Source organism: Psychroserpens luteolus (assembly GCF_021032705.1).
In the GTDB taxonomy this organism is placed as follows: Bacteria; Bacteroidota; Bacteroidia; order Flavobacteriales; family Flavobacteriaceae; genus Psychroserpens; species Psychroserpens luteolus.
On record NZ_JAHVXI010000001.1, the window covers coordinates 1,102,731 to 1,124,212 of the forward strand.

The 21,482-nt window shown below is 33.5% G+C and carries 20 protein-coding genes and 1 tRNA gene; 11 read left to right on the top strand and 10 right to left on the bottom strand.

What is annotated here, in order from left to right; genetic code table 11:
• Positions 1-22: 22 nt before the first annotated feature.
• Positions 23-964, bottom strand: coding sequence for a ribose-phosphate pyrophosphokinase (locus KWG70_RS04950; protein WP_230934872.1), 942 nt, complete (start codon positions 962-964; stop codon positions 23-25).
• A 143-nt stretch (positions 965-1,107) separates the two neighbouring features.
• On the opposite strand from KWG70_RS04950, the gene KWG70_RS04955 reads away from it, so the two are divergent.
• The 5 genes from KWG70_RS04955 to KWG70_RS04975 all read left to right on the top strand — a co-directional run bounded on the left by KWG70_RS04955 (position 1,108) and on the right by KWG70_RS04975 (position 4,863).
• A tRNA-Leu gene (locus KWG70_RS04955) sits at positions 1,108-1,189 on the top strand.
• A gap of 85 nt (positions 1,190-1,274) precedes the next feature.
• On the top strand, positions 1,275-1,865 hold the full coding sequence (locus KWG70_RS04960) for a HupE/UreJ family protein (RefSeq protein ID WP_230934873.1): 591 nt from the start codon (positions 1,275-1,277) through the stop codon (positions 1,863-1,865).
• Positions 1,866-1,953: 88 nt separating this feature from the next.
• Positions 1,954-2,802 (top strand): hypothetical protein, encoded by an 849-nt coding sequence (locus KWG70_RS04965; RefSeq protein WP_230934874.1) that lies wholly within the window; start codon positions 1,954-1,956, stop codon positions 2,800-2,802.
• Positions 2,803-2,820: 18 nt separating this feature from the next.
• Complete coding sequence (locus tag KWG70_RS04970; protein ID WP_230934875.1) at positions 2,821-3,252, top strand: deoxycytidylate deaminase; 432 nt, start codon at positions 2,821-2,823, stop codon at positions 3,250-3,252.
• Positions 3,253-4,863: a S41 family peptidase gene (locus KWG70_RS04975; protein WP_230934876.1), complete on the top strand. Its 1,611-nt coding sequence runs from the start codon at positions 3,253-3,255 to the stop codon at positions 4,861-4,863. It abuts the gene before it with no gap.
• Positions 4,864-4,877: 14 nt separating this feature from the next.
• On the opposite strand, the gene KWG70_RS04980 is transcribed toward KWG70_RS04975, so the two are convergent.
• Genes KWG70_RS04980 through KWG70_RS04995 form a run of 4 tightly spaced genes read right to left on the bottom strand, consistent with a single transcriptional unit; the run spans position 4,878 to position 6,769 of the window.
• A complete protein-coding gene (locus KWG70_RS04980; RefSeq protein ID WP_230934877.1) occupies positions 4,878-5,360 on the bottom strand; it encodes a hypothetical protein in 483 nt (160 codons plus the stop codon).
• On the bottom strand, positions 5,360-5,962 hold the full coding sequence (locus KWG70_RS04985) for an FAD-dependent oxidoreductase (protein ID WP_230934878.1): 603 nt from the start codon (positions 5,960-5,962) through the stop codon (positions 5,360-5,362). Before KWG70_RS04985 ends, KWG70_RS04980 begins: the two co-directional genes overlap by 1 nt.
• Positions 5,962-6,165, bottom strand: coding sequence for a hypothetical protein (locus tag KWG70_RS04990; protein ID WP_230934879.1), 204 nt, complete (start codon positions 6,163-6,165; stop codon positions 5,962-5,964). Before KWG70_RS04990 ends, KWG70_RS04985 begins: the two co-directional genes overlap by 1 nt.
• Before the next feature lie 16 nt (positions 6,166-6,181).
• On the bottom strand, positions 6,182-6,769 hold the full coding sequence (locus tag KWG70_RS04995; RefSeq protein WP_230935020.1) for a MarC family protein: 588 nt from the start codon (positions 6,767-6,769) through the stop codon (positions 6,182-6,184).
• A 110-nt stretch (positions 6,770-6,879) separates the two neighbouring features.
• On the opposite strand from KWG70_RS04995, the gene KWG70_RS05000 reads away from it, so the two are divergent.
• Positions 6,880-7,446 (top strand): DUF3109 family protein, encoded by a 567-nt coding sequence (locus tag KWG70_RS05000; protein WP_230934880.1) that lies wholly within the window; start codon positions 6,880-6,882, stop codon positions 7,444-7,446.
• Here the strand turns inward: KWG70_RS05000 and KWG70_RS05005 are convergent.
• Both KWG70_RS05005 and KWG70_RS05010 read right to left on the bottom strand, forming a co-directional pair.
• Positions 7,443-9,425 carry a tetratricopeptide repeat-containing sensor histidine kinase gene (locus KWG70_RS05005; RefSeq protein ID WP_230934881.1) on the bottom strand — a complete coding sequence of 661 codons (1,983 nt, stop codon included), beginning with the start codon at positions 9,423-9,425 and terminating at the stop codon, positions 7,443-7,445. The two genes, KWG70_RS05000 and KWG70_RS05005, sit on opposite strands and share 4 nt — an antisense overlap.
• 14 nt (positions 9,426-9,439) lie before the next feature.
• Positions 9,440-10,174 (bottom strand): LytR/AlgR family response regulator transcription factor, encoded by a 735-nt coding sequence (locus KWG70_RS05010; RefSeq protein ID WP_230934882.1) that lies wholly within the window; start codon positions 10,172-10,174, stop codon positions 9,440-9,442.
• A gap of 697 nt (positions 10,175-10,871) precedes the next feature.
• On the opposite strand from KWG70_RS05010, the gene KWG70_RS05015 reads away from it, so the two are divergent.
• From KWG70_RS05015 to chrA, 3 genes are all read left to right on the top strand, one after another.
• Entirely contained in the window at positions 10,872-11,861 is a 990-nt protein-coding gene (locus KWG70_RS05015) for a ribonucleotide-diphosphate reductase subunit beta (protein ID WP_230934883.1), read from the top strand.
• Positions 11,862-12,076: 215 nt separating this feature from the next.
• Positions 12,077-14,557 carry a ribonucleoside-diphosphate reductase subunit alpha gene (locus KWG70_RS05020; RefSeq protein WP_230934884.1) on the top strand — a complete coding sequence of 827 codons (2,481 nt, stop codon included), beginning with the start codon at positions 12,077-12,079 and terminating at the stop codon, positions 14,555-14,557.
• A gap of 70 nt (positions 14,558-14,627) precedes the next feature.
• A complete protein-coding gene (chrA, locus tag KWG70_RS05025) occupies positions 14,628-15,773 on the top strand; it encodes a chromate efflux transporter (protein ID WP_230934885.1) in 1,146 nt (381 codons plus the stop codon).
• Here the strand turns inward: chrA and KWG70_RS05030 are convergent.
• Positions 15,766-16,491, bottom strand: coding sequence for a DUF6503 family protein (locus KWG70_RS05030; RefSeq protein ID WP_230934886.1), 726 nt, complete (start codon positions 16,489-16,491; stop codon positions 15,766-15,768). The two genes, chrA and KWG70_RS05030, sit on opposite strands and share 8 nt — an antisense overlap.
• Before the next feature lie 86 nt (positions 16,492-16,577).
• Between KWG70_RS05030 and KWG70_RS05035 the strand changes: the two genes are divergently transcribed.
• Positions 16,578-17,087 carry an RDD family protein gene (locus tag KWG70_RS05035; protein ID WP_230934887.1) on the top strand — a complete coding sequence of 170 codons (510 nt, stop codon included), beginning with the start codon at positions 16,578-16,580 and terminating at the stop codon, positions 17,085-17,087.
• 56 nt (positions 17,088-17,143) lie between these two features.
• On the opposite strand, the gene KWG70_RS05040 is transcribed toward KWG70_RS05035, so the two are convergent.
• On the bottom strand, positions 17,144-19,438 hold the full coding sequence (locus tag KWG70_RS05040; RefSeq protein ID WP_230934888.1) for an inorganic phosphate transporter: 2,295 nt from the start codon (positions 19,436-19,438) through the stop codon (positions 17,144-17,146).
• An 81-nt stretch (positions 19,439-19,519) separates the two neighbouring features.
• Entirely contained in the window at positions 19,520-20,725 is a 1,206-nt protein-coding gene (locus KWG70_RS05045) for a porin (RefSeq protein ID WP_230934889.1), read from the bottom strand.
• 395 nt (positions 20,726-21,120) lie between these two features.
• On the opposite strand from KWG70_RS05045, the gene KWG70_RS05050 reads away from it, so the two are divergent.
• A complete protein-coding gene (locus KWG70_RS05050) occupies positions 21,121-21,477 on the top strand; it encodes a toxin-antitoxin system YwqK family antitoxin (RefSeq protein ID WP_230934890.1) in 357 nt (118 codons plus the stop codon).
• Positions 21,478-21,482 lie beyond the last annotated feature (5 nt).

The following is a 21,482-nucleotide window of genomic DNA, read 5'->3' on the forward strand; positions in this document are numbered from 1 at the left end:
TTGTGTTTATATTAATATTAAATTACATTAAAAATTTAGAGCTAATCGATTTGTTGTAATGTACATTTTGCATCACTTCAGCAAATAAATCAGCACAGCTTAATACTCTAATTTTGTCACTTTTTTGTTTTAAAGGAATTGAATCTGTGATAATCAATTCTTGTAATTTAGAGTTTTCAATTCTGTTATAAGCATCACCAGATAAAATAGGGTGTGTACAAATAGCTCTTACACTAAGTGCTCCTTTTTCCATCATTAGATCTGCCGCTTTCGTTAATGTTCCAGCGGTATCTACCATATCATCTACCAAGACTACATTTTTACCTGTAACATCACCAATGAGTTCCATATGAGAAATCACATTTGCTTTTGCACGTTGTTTGTAACAAATAACTACATCGCTTTCTAAAGCCTTAGAATACGCATAAGCTCTTTTAGATCCTCCCATATCAGGAGAAGCAATAGTTAAATTGTCTAAAGCCAATGATTTTAAGTAAGGTAAAAATATGGTTGAAGCAAATAAGTGGTCAACTGGTTTTTCAAAGAATCCTTGAATTTGATCGGCATGTAAGTCCATAGTAATGATACGTGTTGTACCTGCAGCCTCTAGCATCTTAGCTACTAGTTTAGCAGCAATAGGAACTCTAGGCTTGTCTTTACGATCTTGTCTTGCCCATCCAAAATAAGGAAGTACAGCTGTAATATGTCTGGCCGATGCACGTTTTGCAGCATCGATCATTAATAGCATTTCCATTAAATTTTCTGGACCAGGATGCGTAGAGCCAATAATAAAAATTCGTGTTCCTCTGATAGATTCTTCGTATGATGGTTGAAATTCACCATCACTATACGTTGATGTAATTACATTACCCAAAGGCACACCAAAAGTCACCGCGATCTTCTCTGCGAGTTCTCTACTTTGTCCACATGCAAAAATTTTTGCTTCTGTTGTTACGTTTGGCATTGGTAATGAATTATTTGTAATACTTACTACGCTTTATTTTAACGAGGTGCAAATTTAGGAATTTATTTGGACTGAAAAAGCATAAAACCTACTATTTTTAATTGATTGTAATAAAATATTTTATAGTTTTGCAGTCCAAAATTGCTCAAGTGGCGGAATTGGTAGACGCGCTGGATTCAAAATCCAGTGACTTCGGTCGTGTGGGTTCGATTCCCACCTTGAGTACAAAAGGCTTTAACCATATCGTTAAAGCCTTTTTCAATATCAATTATAAACCGTAAATTTGGTTCAACCCAAATAAAAATACATTATGATTGACAATTTTGTGTCAAATTTTCAAGATGGTGTTTTTCACGTACTCCATTTAACAGCCTACGACCACATTTTATTTTTAATCGTGCTCGCAGTTCCATATCTATTTAAAGATTGGAAGCGTGTATTATTATTAATTACCATGTTTACACTTGGACATTGTGTGTCCTTGGCCTTAACGACCTACGATATTATAACAGTCAACGTGAAGTTAGTTGAGTTTTTAATCCCTATTACAATTTTAATTGTAGCCCTTTTCAATGTTTTTACTTCAGGAAAGAAATCCCATGGTAAGACCATAGGGTTGCTGTTTTTTGCAACGTTGTTTCTGGGGTTAATTCACGGTTTAGGATTTGTTGGAACTTTTGAACGTCTTATTTCAAGTTCTGAAAGCAAATTACTCGCCCTCTTAGAAATAGGTTTAGGGATTGAAGTTGGTCAACTTATCGTTGCATTTATTGTAGTCTTTTTGAGTTTTTTATGCCAAACAATCTTTAGATTTTCAAAACGAGATTGGGTGATGGTTATTTCGGCAATAGTGGTTGGATTTGTCTTACCAATGATTATTTCAAGTGAAATGTTGTCCTAAAAAGTATTGTTGATAACGGTTTTGATAAAACTTTAACGAAAAGTAAACAGTTTATGCAATTCTATCCTTTTATATTCGTTAAACATAAATGAAATTTTTTTTATTGTACAAGTTCAATAGTCTGAGGAGATTATTCTTATTATTGCCTCTTTTTTTAGTGTCCTGTTTTCAGGAAAATGAATACAAAATGGTGCTTGAAGAGTATGTAGATGAAGATGTTAGACACAATAAAAACAGAAAGGAATATGAAGTGTCATCTCTGGAAAGTTTGGCAGAAGAAAGACCAGAAGAGTTTGAGTTAATGTATGAAGAAGCTAAGAACATTAATGTTCTTGTTTCTGAATTTGAAAGTTTTATTCTGAAATCAGAAACTGTTGATGCTATTAATGTAAAATTAAAATTCTTCAAAGAAAATATATCGACACTCAATTTGAAAGAGTTCAGCATGTTAAATGAGGAGTTAGATTTACAACCATTAACAAGACGATCTGAAAAGTACAAGCTTTTAAGAAAGTTAAAAAATATAAACTTTGAAAGGTATAACTTATTGTCATCAATAGGATGTGATTTGTCTGGAATGTCAAGTTATAGAGCCAAAATGTTGGCATCTAGGTTAAATGATAGTGTAGTTGTATTAAATATCTTTAGTAGATTATTAAAACGGTACAATACTAATTTTGATGATTTGTCTATAAACATTGCTATAAAAAATAATAAAGCAAATGCTTTTGTAGGTGTTAACGTAAAACCAAGCACTAGTTATATGGCGTATCTTGTAAAGTCAAGGTCTGATACACTTTTTATAGATGCAGTTTTAAAAACAAACGAAAGAGCTAAGCTTTTAGTTGCAAAAAATTCATCCTATATTTATGTTGGACAATTAAAAGAGTTCGATGAAAATTATGTGGAGGACTATTTTAAAGAAATCTATAATTAATAAAAGTGTTCAAAATAAATGCCGAAAGAGAAACAATTACGTTACGATAAAGCTTATCTTAGAATTGCCAAAGAATGGGGAAAATTATCACATTGTAAGCGCAAGCAAGTAGGTGCATTAATTGTTAAAGATAGAATGATAATATCTGATGGATATAATGGGACACCTACAGGTTTTGAGAATTATTGCGAAGATGATGAGGGTTATACAAAATGGTATGTATTGCATGCCGAAGCTAATGCCATTTTAAAAGTAGCATCCTCTACGCAGTCTTGCAAAGGCGCTACACTATATATTACGTTGTCTCCTTGCAAAGAATGTAGTAAACTTATACATCAAGCAGGAATTGTAAGAGTCGTATATAATAAAGCCTATAAAGATTGCTCTGGAATAGCATTTTTAGAAAAAGCAGGAATAGAATTAAAATTAATAGAAGACGTCAAAGTATAAATGACATTCGATAAAAAATACATACCGTTTGTTGTAGGAGTTGCAATTGCAGCTGGTGTATTTATTGGTGGTAAATTAAATTTCACCGATACATCCGATCGCTTATTTACATCAAACAGTAAAAAAGATAAACTTAACCGACTCATAGATTATATCGACTACGAGTATGTTGATGATATCAATACCGACAGCATTGTTGATGTCACTGTGAATGGTATTCTAGATAACCTAGATCCGCATTCTACCTACATTCCAAAAAGCGAATTAGAACGTGTCACTAATAATATGAAAGGTGATTTTGTTGGTTTAGGCGTTAATTTTTATACCTATAATGATACCATTACCGTAATTAGAACTGTAGATGGAGGGCCAAGTGAGAAAGCTGGCATTAAAGCTGGTGACCGAATTTTAATGGCTGATGGTGATTCTATCTTTGGAAAAGAATGGAGTAATGCCGATATCATTCAAAAGTTAAAAGGCGAAAAAGGGTCTAAAGTGAAACTTTCGGTCTATAGAAAAGGTGAAGACAAGCTACTCGAATTTAAAGTAAAACGAGATGTAGTACCTATAAAAAGTGTCGATGCAGCTTATATGCTAACGGATAAATTGGGCTATATAAAAATTAACCGTTTTGCCGAATCTACCTATAAAGAATTTAAAAAGGCTCTTGATAAATTACAGGATCAAGGGGCTACACAGCTGGCTTTAGATTTGAGAGATAATCCAGGAGGTTTTTTGGCTATAGCAGAACAAATTGTTGACGAATTTTTGGAAGATGATAAGCTTATTCTATTTACTAAAAACAAAAAAGGAAAAAAGGAGTACAGCTATGCAACACGTCGTGGTGATTTTGAAGAAGGCGACATTTATATTCTAATCAACGAAAGTTCGGCTTCTGCAAGTGAGATTGTGGCAGGTGCTTTACAAGATAATGATAAAGGTACTATTGTAGGTCGTCGAAGCTATGGGAAAGGACTGGTGCAGCGAGAAATGTCATTAGGTGATGGTAGTGCTGTACGATTAACAGTATCAAGATATTATACGCCAACAGGACGCTCAATTCAGCGTCCGTATGATAATGGAAAGAACAGTGATTACTATAATGACTATTACAAACGGCTAAGTAGCGGTGAATTTGAAGATGCCGAAAGCATTAAAATTGCAGATTCTCTAAAGTTCAAGACGCCAGAGGGCAAAATCGTTTATGGTGGCGGAGGAATTATTCCAGATATTTTCGTACCGCTTAATACGACCGTTCAAAATGAAACATTAAACTATTTAAAGCGTCGCGAGTACATTAGTAATTTTGTGTTTACCGAATTGGACAAAGACCGAAGTATTTATGAAGGTGTTGAAGCTAATGATTTCATAAATAACTTTGAAGTTAGTGATGATATCGTAGTTAAATTTCAGGATTTTGTTAATCTGAAAGAACGCACCAATATTACATTTGTGGCTTATCATGATCAAATGCGACGACTTATAAAATCTGAATTGGCCGATCAGTTATTTGGAAGTAATGTTGCCGAAAAAATCTTGAATGAAAATGATGATGTGATCGAAGAGGTGATCTTGCTAAGTCAAAGAGATGAAGCCTTAGAAGATCACTAAGATCAATTAGTTGATTATAGTTTTGTGTAAACGTACACGAGGTAGCCCATACACACTAAAAAGAAACAACCTACAATTAAGCCAACAAAATCATTAGATTCAACTTCCTCTTTTAGCTTATTGGGGTCGATATAATTAGTATCTGCTTTTGTGATTTGATATATGGATTTGCTATCGTTTATTGCCAAGGTAATATGATCTCCTCTGGTAACTTCAGCTAAGAATTTCTCTTTATTTAAAGCACTAATATAAATTCTTGGAATGGTGTACTTTTGATCATCTAAATAAACAGCGTAATACGTCTTTCTGGTTTTATTGGTTTTTCGTTTTTTTTCTTCGTATTTCACAAAAACACCGCTTACTTTTGCTGTTTCTTCAAGGTTTTCAGAAAAATACGCATATAAACCTGCTAACGATATAAGCGCGCTTAGCGCGATTAGGATAAGTGTTTCTTTTTGACCTGTTTTTTTGTTCTTCTTCTTTTTCTTCTTCCCCATTATACTTTATCATGTATTTTAGTATGTTTCCCATAATTCCAAAGCGTTAAAATATCTGTGGCTACTTGAGCACCACTTCCTGAGGCTATAGCAAACTGACTTCTCCAACCTGCCAAAGTTCCGGCTACATACAAACCGTCATCAATCAAATGATTGTCATTCTTTAACCAAATACGATTTTTTTCCAGATTGGCTCTTGGATGAGGTTCGATATAGTCTTCCAATCCTTTAATCGTAATAAGATTGGTATAACCTACTGAAATCACAACAATTTTGGAGGTATAGGTGTTTTTATTGGTAGCAATTATAAATCCTTCTGAAGACTTTGCGACCGATTTTACTTTTTCTTTGTCAATCTGTTCAACATGAGGATATAGGTTTTGCAGTTGTGCTTTTCCATGTTGTAGAATATCGGCTCCTAAAGTTCCAGGAGTTAATCCTAAAACATTATTAAACAAGGCATTTTGAAGATGCGATGTGCGTTGATGCATGACAATACCAATACGTTTATGTTCAGCAAAGGGCTTGGATTTGGCAGAACCTAAAACCAAAGCACAAGACATACCTGCTGCTCCACCACCAATAATAAAAGCATCAAACATTAGTCGCGTCCTTTTAATTTTTGATCTACACGTTTAGATAATCGTAAGATTTGTAAGAGTGCAACAGCACAAAGTGAGGCAAGAATTGTTATGAGAGCTACAATACTTTGTCCTTCAAATAAATTATCAAAGTCAAGTCTTGTTGCATTGTAAATAATGAGACCAAAAGCAATTATGGTCGCTAAAATGGTAAAATATTTCATCTGTTAAAACTATAAATTATGCTAGTTCAAAAAGCGCTTTAATGTTGTGAGCAAATAATTTTACTGCGATAGCTAAAAGAATAACACCAAAAATTTTACGGATGATGTTAATTCCGTTTTGTCCAATTAAACGCTCAATTCTAGCAGAGGTTTTTAGTACGATAAAGATAATGATAACATTTAGTATTACGGCAATAATGATATTCTCAATTCTGTATTCGGCTCTTAATGATAACAATGTTGTTAAACTTCCTGGTCCAGCAATTAATGGGAATGCCAACGGAAAGACAGAGGCTGTCATTTCGGTGCCTTCTTCCTGTTTATATAAGGTAATACCCAAAATCATTTCTAAAGCGATAAAAAATAAAATGAAAGCACCAGCAACGGCAAAAGAGTTGACACCAACACCTAAAAACGAAAGAATTGTTTTTCCTAGAAACAAAAAGAATACCATAATGATACCAGCAATAATTGATGCTTTTTCACTTTCAATATGCCCAGCTTTTTTTCTTAAATCTATAATTATTGGAATATTTCCAATAATGTCAATTACAGCAAATAAGATCATAAATGCTGTAAAGATTTCCTTGAAACTTAATTGAATATCCATGATTCGTATATTTTCCGCAAAAGTAGTTCTTTAACAGAGATATATAACATTAAATAATCGTAAAGTTTGACTATTTTTGTCTGCAATATTTTTATTATAACAGCATGTTTCAGTTAGGAAAAACAATAGTTTCAGAAGACATTATCGAAAAAGATTTTGTGTGTAATTTATCTGCTTGTAAAGGAGCTTGCTGTATTGATGGTGATGCTGGTGCGCCTTTAGATGATGAAGAGTCAAAAATTTTGAAAGACATTTACCCTAAAGTGAAACCTTTTTTACGTAAGGAAGGTATTGAAGCCATTGAGAAGCAAGGTGAATATATCACAACCGATTTTGGTGATTTGGAAACACCATTAATAAATGGAGCCGATTGTGCGTATGTTATTTTTGATGATAAAAAAACAGCACTTTGTGGCATTGAAGAAGCTTACAATCAAGGGGTTATCTCATGGAAAAAACCAGTGTCTTGTCATTTGTATCCTATTCGTGTTAAAGCATATTCTGAGTTTTCTGCAGTAAACTATGATAAATGGGAAATTTGTGATGATGCGTGTGCTTTAGGAAAAGAATTACAAGTTCCAATCTATAAATTTGTGAAAGAAGCATTAATTAGAAAATTTGGAGAAGATTGGTATTCAGAATTGGAGAAAGTCGCAGAGAATTATCGTTAAGCAGTACGTAAAACGCTTGAGCGTGTTGGAATATCTACAATAACTTTAGTGCCTATAGGGTTTTGATTTGAATCGTATAAATCTTCTATCACAATTCTGTAGTCGTTAGTATAGCCTTTAGAGAAATTAGCAAGACGCGCTTTTGTGATTGCGATACCAACAGATTTTCGTTTGAGAAGCTTGTCTCGGTTAATTTTTTCGGCTTCTATTCTGCCAATACCATTATCGGTTATAGAGATACTTACATAATCTTCTTCGATGCGATAGACATGTAAAGTTATCTTTTTATCATTTGCTTTTGATGATAGACCATGCCACAGCGCATTCTCTAAAAACGGTTGCAGTACAAGTGAAGGTACTTTTACATTGGCCGTATTAATATTGTCATCGATCTTAATCTGAAAATCTATCTCGTTAGAAAACCTAATATTTTCAATATTCATATAAAGCTGCATCGTGTCTAATTCATCTTCTAAGGAAATCTCTTTTTCTGAGGAGGCGACGAGAATTTTTCTAATGAGCTTAGAGAATTTATTTAAATAATAGACGGCATTCTCTTTTTCATTATTGATAATGTAAAGCTTGATCGAATTAAGAGAGTTAAAAATAAAATGTGGATTCATCTGACTACGAAGCATGTCTTGCTCAAGCGTTAAGATTTGCTTTTCTTGCTGTAACTGTCGGTGTCTGTAAAGTGAAACTAAAAGTCCAACGATTACCCCTAATGCGAGCATAGAATACCAAAAAATCTTTTTATTGCGTTCTAACTTAGATCGTACAATTAAATTCTCATCTGCGAGCGCTTTTATCTCTTTGTTTTTTGCTTCGTTCTCATATTGAATGATGACATCATTAACATAACGTAAGTTGCGATCGTTATTTATGGTTTTCTCAACTTCAACAGATTCCTTATAATGATCTAAAGCTAATTGGTACTCTTTCGTCATATTATATAAATCTGAAAGATGTTTATCTGCTTCAACAATGGAGAGGTTAAGATTGTATGTTTTTGCGACTTGGAGTCCTTTCTTGAGATTGTCTTCCGAAGCAGAAAGATCACCCAATTCTTTTTGAACCCATCCCAAATTAATATAAGATGCTGCAATATAGAATTGATCATTAATCGTTATTGCTTTAGCAAGTGCTCTTTCAATAATCACTTTAGCATCTAAATATTTACGTTGTTTTATATAGACTTGTCCAATGCTATTATAACAGATAACGCGTCCTAAATTAGAATTAATCTGTTCATTGAATTCTAAAGACAATTTATAATTACGAAGTGCATTTTCAAGCTCACCTTCGGCTTCATAGGCATATCCAATATTTTGATAGTTGATTGCTAGTCCTAATCGATTGCCTGCCTTTTTTTCTATTTCTAGAGATTTCTCAAATTGCTTTAGAGCCAAATCATACTGCTCTAGAATAAGATAGATATTACCTATGCTATTTTGTGATACCGCAATATTATAAGATAGTGTTGGAGATGGGTTTTCTATTGATCTTGAAATATCTAAGGCTTTGGTATGAAAGTCTAAAGCAGGTTTTACCAAATCCATTCTTCGATAAGCCACACCTATATTATTAAGGCTTATAACTTTTAATTCTGTATTTTCAGCAACATCCGCTAACGCTTTTGCTTTTTTATGCGCTTCGATGGATTGTTCATAATACGAGACATTTCTATAAATAACACCTAAAGCATTTAAGGCGTAACTCTCTGCTTCTGGATAATTAATGCTATTGGCTTTTTCAATAAGAATTTTTGTTTTTATACTATCATTGGAATACCTCTTGAATATAGAATCAATGCTAGTGTAACGCTTGGTTTTTGAAGCCAATAAGTTGATAATGTCCTGATCGAATTTTGATTGTTGGTCTTGGCCAAAAGATGCACTAGAATTAAAATAAAAGCATAGCACCATAGGGAACAGTAAATGGAATAGTCTATGTTTCTTATTTAATTTTAGGGATTTCATTTAGGGATTATAAATTATAGCTTTTCTAAAAAGTCTGATTTACGCTGCCTTGCAACGGGGATTTTATGGTTAGACTCCATAACAACATAACCTTCGTTTTTGATGAACTCTTTTATTTTATTCAAGTTAATAATAAAAGAGTTATGAATTCTGAAGAAGTAATGCTCTGGTAAAATAGCATTCACTTCTTTTAACTTTTTTGTAATGACAATATTTTGCTTTTTTGTTGTGACGATGGTGCTGTAATTTCCATCAGACTCTACAAATAAAATGTCGTCTATGTCTAAAAATATTAACTTTCCGTCAGTATTGATAGTGATTTTCTTCTTGTCAAACCGTTCATTAAAACTCACTAAAACCTCTTCAATTTTTGAGGAGTTCACTAATCTAGAGTTAAATTTCTTTATTTTTTGAATGGTATCCTGTAAGTCGTCAGAATCTATAGGTTTTAATAAATAGTCAATGGCTTCATGTTTCAAGGCTTTAATAGCATACTCATCGTAAGCCGTTGTAATAACGACTGCAAAATCCTTGTTGGATAGCTTTTCAAGAAATTGAAAACCATCCATCGTTGGCATCTGGATATCTAAAAACAAACAATCGGGAGTATTGTTATTTAAATATCGTATCGCTTCATCAGGGTTAGAAAACGTTTCTATAATCTCTATGTCGTCGCTAAAATTTGTGAGTTCCCATGACAATCCTTGAATTGCTTTTGGTTCGTCGTCGACGATAACTGCTTTAATCATAGTATCAAAGATAAACTATAATCCAATACTATGTTCGTATTATGTATAGTTAGCACTATTTCCTGTGTAATGTGTTTTAAAGATTGTGTTTGCCACATGCGTTACCAATTATACACTTTTTGTAACCAACCATACATATGGGAACTTTGAGTCTAAAAATATTTATCATATTTGAAATGAAATTAAGATGGTCAATCAACTTAATCGAAAAATATAGAGTGATCGTGGGGATTCACTTTTTGATTAAATGCTATTAATCATTAAAAAGTCAGGCTCACACCTGACTTTTTTTAATCTTAATTTCAATTAACACGACTTCATATTAGTAAATAGTTTTAGTTAGTTTAGTTAATTATTAGGGATAAAAGAGAGCAGTTCGTTGCTCTCTTTTTTTGTTCACTTTTTATTCGGTTTTGCAGAATAGAAATTTGCAGTAAACATCACTTGCGACTGACAATTTAATAGGATAATACTTACGTTTTTTAGTTCAACAAAATTTTTATAAATGATTGACTATCAAGTAATTAAAAATATTTTTAACAATTCTTTGATTTTTTTGCTAATTCTCTAATTGTTAAAAACTTGTTGAAAAGGTTTCTGAAAAAACCCTAGAATATCTCATACATTTTTGAATCTTTGTTAGTCCCAAATCACACTAAAATTTTCAGCTTTTTTTTAATTTAAAAAACCAATTAGTATGTCTCAAGTTGTAGAACCAATTTTACAAGAAAATAAAGATCGATTCGTGATTTTTCCAATTCAGCACCATGATTTGTGGGAATGGTATAAAAAATCTGAAGCAAGTATGTGGACTGCTGAAGAAATCGATTTACACCAAGACATTACAGATTGGACAGATAAATTAACAGACGATGAGCGTTACTTTATTAAGCATGTTTTAGCATTTTTTGCTGCAAGTGATGGTATAGTTAACGAAAATTTAGCTGAAAATTTCGTGAATGAAGTTCAATATAGTGAAGCCAAATTTTTCTATGGCTTTCAAATTATGATGGAAAACATTCACAGTGAAACCTATTCATTGTTAATTGATACCTATGTAAAAGACGAAAAAGAAAAAGCAATGCTTTTTAATGCTATTGAAACATTTCCTGCGATCAAAAAGAAAGCAGATTGGGCATTAAAGTGGATTGAATCTCCAAGTTTTGCAGAACGATTAATCGCTTTTGCTGCTGTAGAAGGTATTTTCTTTTCTGGATCGTTTTGCTCAATTTTTTGGTTGAAAAAGCGTGGTTTAATGCCAGGTTTAACGTTTTCTAATGAACTGATTTCTCGTGATGAAGGTATGCACTGTGACTTTGCAGTTCACTTACACGAACACCACCTCGTAAATAAAGTGCCTAAAGAGCGTATCAAAGAAATCATTGTTGACGCCTTAAATATTGAGAGAGAGTTTATCACAGAATCTCTTCCAGTAAGTTTAATAGGAATGAACGCTAAACTTATGTCGCAATACCTAGAGTTTGTAACCGATGGATTACTTGCCGATCTAGGTTGTGAAAAAGTGTACAATACAGCAAACCCTTTCGATTTCATGGATATGATTTCGTTACAAGGAAAAACTAACTTCTTCGAAAAACGTGTGTCTGAATATCAAAAAGCTGGTGTTTTGAATAAGGAAGAAGAAGAGAATAAATATGACTTTGGTTCAGATAATTTCGATTTCTAGAACTAAAAGTTAATCAAAGACAGAATTGTTTTAATTGGCATATCATTTCCGAAGCTAATCAACTTCAGAACACATGGTTACTGCCAGTTTTAAATTTCAATATAAAAACCTAATTAATTAACATACTATAAATCAACTCCCTGTCGATTTGTAGTTCCAACTAACCCTTTTTCTGAATCGTAGCTTCAGAAAAGAACTAAAAAAACGTGTAAAGTATGTATGTAGTAAAAAGAGACGGAAGAAAAGAGCCAATCATGTTCGACAAAATTACGGCAAGAGTTCGTAAATTATGTTACGGACTTAACGAACTTGTTGATCCTATTAAAGTGGCCATGCGTGTCATTGATGGATTATATGACGGTGTAACCACAAGTGAACTGGATAATTTAGCAGCAGAACAGGCCGCAACAATGACAACAGCTCACCCAGATTATGCACGATTAGCTGCACGTATTTCTGTGTCTAACTTACATAAAAACACAAAAAAGACCTTTAGTGAGGTGATGACAGATTTATACACGTATGTCAACCCACGAACTGGTAAAAAAGCACCTTTATTAAGTGATGAGGTGTATAAAGTTATCATGGATAACAAAGATAAATTAGACTCTTCTATTATCTATAACCGTGATTTTGGTTACGATTACTTTGGGTTTAAAACACTAGAACGTTCTTACCTTTTAAAATTAAATGGTAAAATTGCTGAACGTCCACAACACATGTTAATGCGTGTGTCTATTGGAATTCATTTGGATGATCTAGATGCTGCAATTGAAACCTATGAGTTAATGTCTAAAAAATACTTTACACACGCTACACCTACATTATTTAACTCTGGAACACCAAAACCGCAAATGTCATCTTGTTTCTTATTAACAATGAAAGATGATAGTATTGATGGTATTTATGATACACTAAAACAGACAGCTAAAATTTCACAGTCTGCTGGAGGAATAGGATTGTCTATTCACAATATTCGCGCAACTGGAAGTTACATTGCTGGAACCAACGGAACAAGTAATGGTATTGTGCCAATGCTAAAAGTATTTAATGATACAGCACGTTATGTTGATCAAGGAGGAGGAAAGCGTAAAGGAAGTTTCGCAATGTACATCGAACCATGGCATGCCGATATCATGAGTTTCTTAGACTTAAAGAAAAATCATGGTGCCGAAGAATTACGTGCACGTGATTTATTCTATGCGATGTGGATGCCAGACCTATTTATGAAACGTGTTCAAGAAGATGGTGAATGGACACTAATGTGCCCTAACGAATGTCCAGGATTATGTGATGTTCATAGTGAAGAGTTTGAAGCGCTCTATACAAAATATGAAACTGAAGGTAAAGGACGTAAATCAATAAAAGCACGTGAACTTTGGGAGAAAATATTAGAATCTCAAATTGAAACAGGTACACCTTACATGTTGTACAAAGATGCAGCAAACCGTAAGTCTAACCAGAAAAACTTAGGTACGATTCGTTCATCAAACTTATGTACAGAGATCATGGAGTATACGTCAAAGGATGAAGTTGCTGTATGTAATTTAGCATCGATTGCTTTACCTATGTTTGTGAAAAACGGAGCGTTTGATCATAAAGAGCTATTTAGAATCACAAAACGTGTGACTAAAAACTTGAATAGAGTTATAGATAGAAATTACTATCCTGTAAAAGAAGCTGAAAATTCTAACTTCCGTCATAGACCAGTTGGTTTAGGCGTTCAAGGATTGGCAGACACATTCATTAAATTGAGATTACCTTTTACAAGTGATGAAGCTAAAAAATTAAACCAAGATATTTTCGAAACACTATACTTTGCTGCAGTTACAGCAAGTATGGAAGAAGCAAAAGCCGATGGTCCTTATGAAAGTTACGAAGGGTCTCCAATTAGTAAAGGAGAATTCCAATATAACCTTTGGGGAATTAAAGATGAAGAATTAAGCGGACTTTGGGATTGGGCGAAATTGCGTAAGCAAGTCCTTAAAAATGGTGTTCGTAACTCTTTATTAGTGGCACCAATGCCAACAGCATCTACATCACAAATTCTTGGTAATAATGAGTGTTTTGAACCATACACATCTAATATCTATACGCGTCGTGTATTGTCTGGAGAGTTTATCGTAGTGAATAAACATTTATTAGAAGATCTAGTAGAACTAGGGCTTTGGGATGAAGGATTGAAAAATGAAATCATGAGAGCGAATGGATCTATACAAGGTGTAGATAATATTCCTCAAGATATAAAAGAGCTTTACAAAACAGTTTGGGAATTGAGTATGAAAGATATCATAGATATGTCTCGTCATAGAGGTTACTTTATCGATCAGTCTCAATCACTTAACTTGTTTATGGAAGGTGCTACAATGGCAAAACTAACATCGATGCATTTCTATGCTTGGAAGAGCGGATTAAAAACAGGAATGTACTACCTACGTACGAAGAGTGCAGTAGATGCTAAGAAAGTGACCATTGCCAGAACAGAAAAAGCGCAACCTGTTGCTCAACCGCAACAAGTAGTAGCCGTTGATAATGTTGCCCAAAAGCAACAAAAAGCTGCTGAAACTGCTGCTAAATTTGCGAAGCAAACAGCAGAGAAAGTAGAGGTAGAACCTATGAGTGCAGAAGAAATGAAAGCGCTAATTGCTCAAGCTAAAGAAGGCGAAGGCGATGACTGCTTAATGTGTGGTTCTTAGTAATTAAGTGTTAACTAAAAAGCATCTCGAAAGAGGTGCTTTTTTTATAGTTGAACATATCTCTTATTACATGGAAAAAAATAAAGGAAATAAGCTCAAAGAGGTTGCTAGTGTGTTTTTTAAACTAGGCTGTTTTGCCTTTGGAGGTCCAGCGGCACATATAGCCATGATGGAAGATGAAATAGTGACCAAACGACAATGGATGACCAGAGATTATTTTTTAGATTTAATTGGAACGACCAATTTAATTCCTGGACCCAATTCTACCGAAATGACCATGCATTGTGGCTATGAAAGAGCTGGAAAGATAGGACTTTTTGTGGCTGGGATTTCATTTATATTTCCGGCAACCGTAATTACTGCAATTCTGGCTTATTTGTACGTGTCTTATGGAACACTGCCAGAAGTTGAACCGTTTATTTTTGGTATTAAACCTGCAGTTTTAGCAATCATCGCTTCCGCAGTAATAAAACTGGGAAAGAAAGCTGTTAAAGGTCTTGAACTTGCTGTTTTAGGAGCTTTGGTGTTGGGAGCAAGTTTATTAGGCGTTAATGAAATTATAGCTTTATTATCGGCTGGTATTTTAGGCATGTTGTACTTCTCGCTAAAGGATAAGGCCATTAAAAGCACTAATAGTATATCGCCTTTATTTCTATTATCTGGATTGGGAACTTCGGTATTAAAAGTATCTACACTTAATGTGTTTTGGGTGTTTTTAAAAGTAGGAGCCATTCTCTATGGAAGTGGCTATGTGCTTTTTGCATATCTAGATGCCGAATTAGTCACCAGAGGATGGCTAACCAGAGCAGAATTAATCGATGCTATTGCAGTTGGCCAGTTCACACCTGGACCAATATTATCAACATCAACGTTTATTGGATACCAATTATCGGGATTTTATGGAGCATTGGCAGCAACGGCAGGTATTTTTCTGCCTTCCTTTTTGTTCGTTTTGATATTGAATCCTTTCATTCCTAAAATGCAAAAGTCCAAAATATTAAGATACTTTTTAAATGCTGTTAATGTTGCTGCCGTAGCTGTAATGTTAGCGGTTTTGGTCATTATGACCAAGGAAACCTTAATAGATTGGAAAGCTATTGTCATTGCTTTGATTGCAGTGGCTTTAACGTTTAAAACAAAAAAAATCAGCCCGATATGGGTTATCATCATTGGAGCCGTCTTGGGTTATGTTCTTGTTGGACTACTACCTAGTTAGATTTTAATTTATCGGTTCCCAAATACTTGTCATCTTTATTATAATACCAAGCTCTGTTTTTTGGCATTTTAATCCCATTAATAACGGTTGTGTCAGTTAGTAAAATATATTCGCCGCTATCTGGTTTTAGTTCTCCGTTATCATCAGTTTTAAAAAACTGGTAAATTTCCATCGCATACGTTTTTGGGTTGAAATAAAAATACCAAACGTCGCTCCCTACACTTTTGTCATAAGACGCTTTTAAAACAAGATAGTCTTTTCCTTTGAACGTTTTACGCTCCACTTTGTCATGAATAATGGTTCCTTTATCTTTTAATTTCATTGGTAAACCATAGAGATAGGTATAATAATTTTTATAAAGGTTCGCTCTATCACAAGAGAGGTTGTTTTCTTTTTTTTGTGCTTCGGAAAGATCGCTTTTTCCATTCAATTTGATAGAACATCCGTTCTTGTCAACTGTATATTCTGTCGTTGTGGTATCACGAGTTGCACTGACGTAGAAATACGCTTTAGGTAGGTTGATTACAATTTTACTATCACGATTTGAATTATTAGGCGTTTCCATAGTAATATGGAGCTCGCCATTAAAAGTGTCCCAATTTAGGTTTGGATCATGGTATTTAATTGCGTTTTCTAGGAGTTCTTTTCCAGAAAGTTCTTGCGCAATTGCAGATTGAAAACTCAATAAAGTGATGATTAGTAAAGAAAGATAGTTCATAACCTGAAATTTTGAGATACTAAATTAAGCTATTTGTTTTTAATTATAGAATACTATATTTGAAAGACATTAACCAAATTTCAACTATGAACCATACCAAATATGCTGTGACCAAAGATGTTCTAGCTAACAAGGAAATACGATTTGCAAATTATATTATAGATTTTATTGTCAAATACGCATTGAGCTTTGGCGTAGGGATTTTAATAGGTCTATTTTCAGAATTAACAGGAAATTATACGTTTTTGGATATGCTGTTAGATGAAGATACTGGTTTGATATTTGAATATGTTATTGGGTTTTTAATAGTTCTAGTTTATTATACAACGTTTGAAACATTAACAGGGCGTTCTTTAGCTAAGTACATCACCAAAACTAAAGTTGTGCTTTATGATGGTTCTAAGCCAACGATTAATGAGATTTTGATACGTTCATTATGTCGAATTATTCCATTTGAAGCCCTATCATTTTTAGGTGAAAATGGAAAAGGATGGCATGATTCTATTTCAAAAACATATGTGGTTAGTGTAGATAAGTTTGAAGCTAAAAAGGAGACTATTGATGGCTTAGAAGAAATAGGAAGAATTGGTGAGTAAACAAAAAAACCGTCTCAATAAGAAACGGTTTTTCAATACTATCTATGATTATAAACTTATTCTTCAGAATCATTAGTAGGAGGCTCAACAGAAATTGTCTTTGGTTCTATAGAGCTATCATGTGAGTTGTAATACTCTTCTAAAAGATTCATAGTTGCCGTAAGTAAATCTTTAGTTTCTAATAATAGTCCAAAGTATAAAGTTGTATTCTTAGGACTAGATTCTTCTGTTCTAGTTCTTGCAACTTGTTTTACAATTTTATCAGTAACTAAGTCAAATAACTCTTTCTTACGATTTATAATTGATCCAATCTTTTCAAATGAACGCGAATCAAAAGCTTCTTTCGTTTCATTAAACAGTACTTCTAACGTATCATCGACCTCTTTAAGCTCTCTAATCTGACTAAACTTAAGTTTCTTATGATTGTTGTTAATATGCTTATGACTAACTTTAGAAATGTATTCTAACGACTGCGTCATATCTTGTAAGTACCCAAGAATATTGATATAAAAACTACTAGCTCTTAAACTTGTTTCTTCTAAGTTTTTAATGAAATAGAAAATATTATCACGTAAACTGTCAACTTCAGTAGAAAGCTTATCAATTTGTTTCTGATTCTTTTTTAGTAATGCTAAATCTTGTTTAGCTAAACCTTTTACAGCATTGGTGTAAATTCTATTTCCACGTTTTATAACATTAGAAATATTAGAAGCACTCTCATGAATAACACCTTGAACAGAACGACTTCCTGTTTCAGTAAGTGAATCTTCATCTAAAGTTTTATTAGATTTCTTTTGATGAGACTTGTAATTTCTGTACAATAAAAACGCAGTAATCAATAATAAAATAGGCGTCATTACACTTGGGTTCCAGTTAATTAGGAATACGATAATACCTGCAGCTGTAAAGGCTCCAAAAGCAGTACCAAACCATCCTCCAATAACATTTAAAACACCCGCTACTCTGTAAACAGCACTTTCTGCTCCCCAAGCACGATCGGCTAAAGATGTACCCATAGCTACCATAAACGTCACATAGGTTGTAGATAGTGGTAATTTCATAGATGTAGCAATAGCAATTAACACACCAGCTACCATAAGGTTAACAGAAGCTCTAATCATATCAAATGCAGGAGCCTCAACACTTTGTGCCTTAGTTAGATTTTCATCTGGCTTATGGAAACTATGCGCTATACGTTCTTGAGTTGCTTTTGGTACTATAGAACCTAAAGCGTTAGATAACCAAGTTGTTCCTTTTACTACAGCTCTAGATATTGCGTTTGGTTCGAATTTTTCATGAGTTTCACCTTGACGTGATAAGCTAATTTCGGTTTCGGCAACCGTTTTTGCTTTTTTAGAAAACCACAATGTTACCACCATTATACCACCAGCAATAAATAATAAGAAAGGCTCGGCTGGCATTTTCTTGTCTAAGACATCCATCATAAATCCTGAGGCAGCACCACCATCTAAAGTCCATGCTTCATAGGAGTGATAAGCAGCCATCGGTACACCAATAAAGTTAACTAAATCATTTCCAGAAAAGGCTAATGCTAATCCAAATGTACCTACAGCAATAACGACTAGAAGAATACTCTTTTTTGTGATTTGCTGAAAAGCATATGAGAATAAAGTAAATAAGGCAAAGCCGATAGCGATGATATAAATCTCATTTCCTTCAACATATCCTTTTAGATCTTTATAGTAAGGTGTTCCTTTTAATCCTTTCATGAAAATAAAATAAAGGATGGCTGTTAAGGCTAACCCACCAAATAAAGCACCAAAGCTCTTCATTTTCTTTTCGTATTGGAATGTGAAAATAAGTCGAGATATCCATTGTACGAACGCACCAACACTAAAGGCTATGACGACAGACAATAAAATACCACTTATAATTTCCATGGCTTTTTTAGTATTGATGTAACTACCAAGATCAGCAAAAGTTTGCGTATCTGAATTGCCAATTTTAATCAAAGCCATTACAACGGCTGCACCTAATAAATTAAATACAATAGAAACGGTTGTTGATGTTGGTAAACCAAGTGTATTAAAGAAATCTAATAAAAGAATGTCGGTTATCATTACCGTCATGAATATGAGCATGATCTCATGAAAACTAAACATACCTGGAACAAAAATCCCTTTACGAGCTACTTCCATTAGTCCACTAGAATATACGGCTCCAATGAATATACCTAAACTAGCTACAATCATAATAGTTCTCATTGAAATTGCTTTAGAACCAATAGCAGAGTTTAAGAAATTAATCGCATCATTACTAACTCCAACTATAATATCAGCAACAGCTAATACCGTAATTGCAATTAACATAAATAAATAAATATTATCCATAATCTTTATAGTTTAAAAAGGTGTGCAAATATCTTTAGAGTATCTCTTTAGAATGTTACCTTATTGTTATGTTTTTATTGTTTAAAAGTGAAGGTCGAAACCTATTCTAAATGTAATATTGTCATCATTCCCATCTAGAGTCGTATAGCTAACATCAGATTGCACCTTTAATTTGTGACCTAAAACATATTTAGATGCTCCTAGCGTATACTGTTCTCTAGGTAGTGTTCCAGTCACAGATTCAAAGTCAACAGTAGTAAAACGACCAACAACTTCGTAATTGCTTTTAAATAAGTAACCCGCTTGAAGGTTTAAAGCGTTCCCAGTTAATACGATATCACCAGTAGGTGTCGTTCCGTCAATATCAACTGCTACCGGATCATCTGCAGTTCTTTTTGCATATTCTCCCATAAATGAGATGCCTTTGTATTTAAACATTGCATCTGCAAAAATAGTAGTTTGATCTGTTTCGTATAAAGAACCATCAGATTTAAACATGTAATCTCCAGCAAAACCTCGTTCTCTTACAGCATTTTGGTTAAGGTTATAAGTGAAACCAACCATTAATTTTGGCTTGTCTTCACGTTTAAGGTCTGCTTGACTATAATCTCCTTTAGATTTAAATTTCCCAAAAGGTAAAAATTCAACACGTGCTGTGTATTGTAAACCACCTTCATTGCCTTCGGTAACGTTACGTCCTTCACCTTGAGAGATTGAGAGTTTTTCGCGCATTAAAAAATCACCACCTAAGTTACTTTTATGTCGTATTTGAATTCCTAAGTCACGGTCAATGTTAAAACGACTGTTAAGTAATGATCGATCAATTAATTGCAAGTTACCCGAAGATACAACACGCTCAACGTTACCAGGAAGTTTTGTCTGTCCTGCCCATAGTTCCCAATTAGCTGCAAAATTCCACATAATAACAGCATCTAGTATGTAGCGTGGCGTATTTCTATTGAACTGATTTGCTCCTGAAATATCTCTGTTAGATAAACCTAACTCTATTTTATATCTAAGTTTAGGGCTGTATGCATATCCGTCAAACTTTAGACGTGCACGTCTAACTATGAAATTATGATCCGGACTTCCATATTGATCACCATCGTGATCCCACGATGAGACAGAACGTACCTGAAAACGAGGTGCAAATTTTATGCTAAATGAGCTGTCTTTTGCGGTAAAGTTTATTAATCCTTTACCAAATGAGGTATCACTAATTTCTTGAGCGTTTACATAGGATACAATACACAATAGTAGTGCTAGGGTTGTAAGTTTAGATTTCATTATAAGTATTAGTTTTTGTCGCTGCAAATAACCAACTCTAATGTTAACTGAATGTTTCCTAATGATTAATTTTAATGTGTATTATTAAAATAAAAAAAGGCTGCTTTTTTAAAAAGCAGCCTCATTAGTAATCATAATTACTTAGCCGACAAAAACTAATAAATTTATATGAAATACTAATTGTGTATTTAAACACAATTACAAATATGGCTACGGAACGTAATATAATTGTAATGCTAATATTATCTAATTATTAATATTTAGATTAAATTTTAAATAACTGATTATCAATTAATTAAAATGTCAATGTTAATTTAATGTTACGTAAACGTTTGAATATTGTAAATTTTTAGTTAAATTTGATTAGCTATGTTTAATTAAAACCCAAATTCAAAATGAAGAAGATATTAGCCATAATATTAATGCTAAGTGTAACATTTACATTTGCTCAAGAAAAACAAAAAGTTGCCCTCAAAAAGGATGGTGATGTAACTACTGCTACCTATTTTTATGACAATGGAGCCGTTGAACAGATTGGGACTTTTAATAAAGAAGGAAAACTTCATGGTATTTGGACAAGCTATGACCTAAACGGCAACAAAGTCACTGTAGCAAACTATGAGAATGGAAAGAAAGTTGGGAAGTGGTTATTTTGGTCTGGTGATAAACTTAGAGAGGTTGATTATGTAGACTCAAGAATTGCTAGTGTGAGCGAATGGACAGATAAAGTTCAGCTTGCTGTCAGAAATTAACTAAG

Coding starts and splice junctions, on each gene's coding strand:
- KWG70_RS04965 (WP_230934874.1), top strand. CDS start 1,954: ATGAAATTTTTTTTATTGTACAAGTTCAATAGTCTGAGGAGATTATTC.
- KWG70_RS05005 (WP_230934881.1), bottom strand. CDS start 9,425: ATGAAATCCCTAAAATTAAATAAGAAACATAGACTATTCCATTTACTG.
- KWG70_RS04990 (WP_230934879.1), bottom strand. CDS start 6,165: ATGAAATATTTTACCATTTTAGCGACCATAATTGCTTTTGGTCTCATT.
- KWG70_RS05040 (WP_230934888.1), bottom strand. CDS start 19,438: ATGGATAATATTTATTTATTTATGTTAATTGCAATTACGGTATTAGCT.
- KWG70_RS04985 (WP_230934878.1), bottom strand. CDS start 5,962: ATGTTTGATGCTTTTATTATTGGTGGTGGAGCAGCAGGTATGTCTTGT.
- KWG70_RS05020 (WP_230934884.1), top strand. CDS start 12,077: ATGTATGTAGTAAAAAGAGACGGAAGAAAAGAGCCAATCATGTTCGAC.
- KWG70_RS05030 (WP_230934886.1), bottom strand. CDS start 16,491: ATGAACTATCTTTCTTTACTAATCATCACTTTATTGAGTTTTCAATCT.
- KWG70_RS05010 (WP_230934882.1), bottom strand. CDS start 10,174: ATGATTAAAGCAGTTATCGTCGACGACGAACCAAAAGCAATTCAAGGA.
- KWG70_RS04970 (WP_230934875.1), top strand. CDS start 2,821: ATGCCGAAAGAGAAACAATTACGTTACGATAAAGCTTATCTTAGAATT.
- KWG70_RS05050 (WP_230934890.1), top strand. CDS start 21,121: ATGAAGAAGATATTAGCCATAATATTAATGCTAAGTGTAACATTTACA.
- KWG70_RS04975 (WP_230934876.1), top strand. CDS start 3,253: ATGACATTCGATAAAAAATACATACCGTTTGTTGTAGGAGTTGCAATT.
- KWG70_RS04950 (WP_230934872.1), bottom strand. CDS start 964: ATGCCAAACGTAACAACAGAAGCAAAAATTTTTGCATGTGGACAAAGT.
- KWG70_RS05045 (WP_230934889.1), bottom strand. CDS start 20,725: ATGAAATCTAAACTTACAACCCTAGCACTACTATTGTGTATTGTATCC.
- KWG70_RS05000 (WP_230934880.1), top strand. CDS start 6,880: ATGTTTCAGTTAGGAAAAACAATAGTTTCAGAAGACATTATCGAAAAA.
- chrA (WP_230934885.1), top strand. CDS start 14,628: ATGGAAAAAAATAAAGGAAATAAGCTCAAAGAGGTTGCTAGTGTGTTT.
- KWG70_RS05035 (WP_230934887.1), top strand. CDS start 16,578: ATGAACCATACCAAATATGCTGTGACCAAAGATGTTCTAGCTAACAAG.
- KWG70_RS05015 (WP_230934883.1), top strand. CDS start 10,872: ATGTCTCAAGTTGTAGAACCAATTTTACAAGAAAATAAAGATCGATTC.
- KWG70_RS04980 (WP_230934877.1), bottom strand. CDS start 5,360: ATGGGGAAGAAGAAAAAGAAGAAGAACAAAAAAACAGGTCAAAAAGAA.
- KWG70_RS04960 (WP_230934873.1), top strand. CDS start 1,275: ATGATTGACAATTTTGTGTCAAATTTTCAAGATGGTGTTTTTCACGTA.